The 1833-nt window shown below is 62.8% G+C and carries 3 protein-coding genes; all 3 read right to left on the bottom strand.

Features of this window, described 5'->3' with window-relative positions; translation table 11 throughout:
* A partial coding sequence (locus tag EN991_RS34675) for a DEAD/DEAH box helicase (protein ID WP_164769607.1) occupies nt 1-208 on the bottom strand: 208 nt, incomplete at its 3' end.
* 198 nt (nt 209-406) lie between these two features.
* Nucleotides 407-1180 carry an NAD kinase gene (locus EN991_RS34670; RefSeq protein WP_013531374.1) on the bottom strand — a complete coding sequence of 258 codons (774 nt, stop codon included), beginning with the start codon at nt 1178-1180 and terminating at the stop codon, nt 407-409.
* Between the two features lie 461 nt (nt 1181-1641).
* Nucleotides 1642-1833, bottom strand: a 192-nt coding sequence (locus EN991_RS40475; RefSeq protein ID WP_206519315.1) for a hypothetical protein, incomplete at its 5' end; no start/stop codon positions are given.

The following is a 1833-nucleotide window of genomic DNA, read 5'->3' as shown; positions in this document are numbered from 1 at the left end:
TCGGCAGCACGAAGGAAGCCGTCTTGCCAGTGCCGGTCTGGGCGATGCCCAAAATATCCTTGCCGAGCAAGGCGTGCGGGATCGCACCAGCCTGGATCGGCGTCGGCTGGGTGTAGCCGGCGTCGGTGACTGCGGAAAGGACCTTCGGCGACAGGCCGAGGTCTGCGAAGGTCAACGCTTCTTGAGCGGTCGTGGTGTCTGAGGACAAGTGTTGTTGTCTTTGGCTGGTTCGGGGAAGCGCAACGGCGTCTAATGGCGTCGCGGCAAGCGCCACGCGCCTGCAAGATCGGTATTGCAATTAGGAGCAAGCCCTCGATTTGTCAACAGAAACGGGCAGCAATGGCACGATTGTGAAGTTGTAACCTTAATCGGGATGCTTAATCGACCTGTCGGTCGCAGAGCCGGCTCAATAGCGGAACTGTTCGGCGAGAATACGCTCGTTCCAGGAATGATTGGGATCGAACAGCAACGTTGCTGTCGCCGTGGGTGATTCTCGCACCGTTACCGAGGTCACCGCCTTGACCTCGGTATGGTCGGCGGCGGCGTTCACCGGCCGCTTTTCCGGCTCGCGGATGTCGAAGCGCACCGTCGCTTTGTTGGAGAGCAGCGCGCCGCGCCAGCGGCGCGGGCGAAACGGGCTGACCGGGGTCAGCGCCAGCAGCGGCGCGTCGAGCGGCAGGATCGGCCCGTGCGCCGAAAGATTGTAGGCGGTGGACCCGGCCGGGGTTGCGATCATGACGCCGTCGCAGTTCAGTTCCTCAAGCCGGACCTGTTCGTCGACGGTGATGCGGATCTTGGCCGTCTGGTACGATTGACGCCACAGCGCCACCTCGTTGATAGCCAGTGCCGAAATCGTTTCGCCTTCCGAGGTCACGGCCAGCATCTCCAGCGGGCGGATCGTTTCGGCGACGGCGGCTTCGAGACGCTCGGTCAGGCCACCGGAACGATACTCGTTCATCAGGAAGCCGATGGTGCCACGGTTCATGCCGTAGACCTTCTTGCCGGTCCCCATCGTGTCGCGCAGGGTCTGCAGCAGGAAGCCGTCACCCCCAAGGGCAACGACGATCTCGGCCTCCTCGACGGAAGACTGGCCATAGCGCGCCGACAGGCTTTCCAGCGCCGTCTTGGCGTCAGCGGTGTCGGACGAGACGAAGGCGATGTGGCTGGCGGCTTTGCTCATGGCTCCCCGATGACGACCGGTTGGCAGCGGCAGGGCCGCGCCAATTTTGGGGTAGCATGGGCGGGGTAGGTCTGCAAACGGAGCCGCCATCCCGGATGGCAATGCCATTCCGGGATGGGAGGCGACCGCGGGACGGCGGATGCGGACATGCGTTCGCGTATCATGTCAAAGGCTACGCGAATGTGATGGTTAAGACCGGCCTTAAAGTCTCGTAAAGCCGGATCGGTCATGTTAGCCGGCAGTGGATGGGTGGCGTGGGGGCTAGCCAGTCGAGGCCGACATATTGCCGGTAACACGCCTGATCATTGTCTTTCTGATGCTGGGAAGCTTCGCGCTGCTCTTTGCCGAACTGGTGCGCCGGTCCGAAGAGACGAGCTTCCGACCGCAGCCCACGGCGTCGCGCTGTGGTGACGCAGCCGGAGCGCCATGCCCGCAAAGGGCGCTGTAGCGCTGTAACCTGATCATCCTTTCGGATGACCGGCGGCATTGGCGGCCGCTTCGGTGCGCGACATCGCGCGGCAGTTTCTCTCCTTAAAAGCAGAGGCCGGTCGGCTGCCGCACGTTCCACTCGTGAAAGCTTGCTGTTTGCACTCGCGGCGCTTGGCGGTGTAGATGGGTGCACCGATTGGCGGAAAGGTTTTTGGGTAGCCTCG

This window comes from Mesorhizobium sp. M7A.F.Ca.US.005.03.2.1 (assembly GCF_003997795.1).
Lineage (GTDB): Bacteria > Pseudomonadota > Alphaproteobacteria > Rhizobiales > Rhizobiaceae > Mesorhizobium > Mesorhizobium ciceri.
Note: the sequence above shows the minus strand (reverse complement) of the source record. Positions and strands in the feature narration are given on the sequence as shown.

Coding starts and splice junctions, on each gene's coding strand:
- EN991_RS34670 (WP_013531374.1), bottom strand. CDS start 1,180: ATGAGCAAAGCCGCCAGCCACATCGCCTTCGTCTCGTCCGACACCGCT.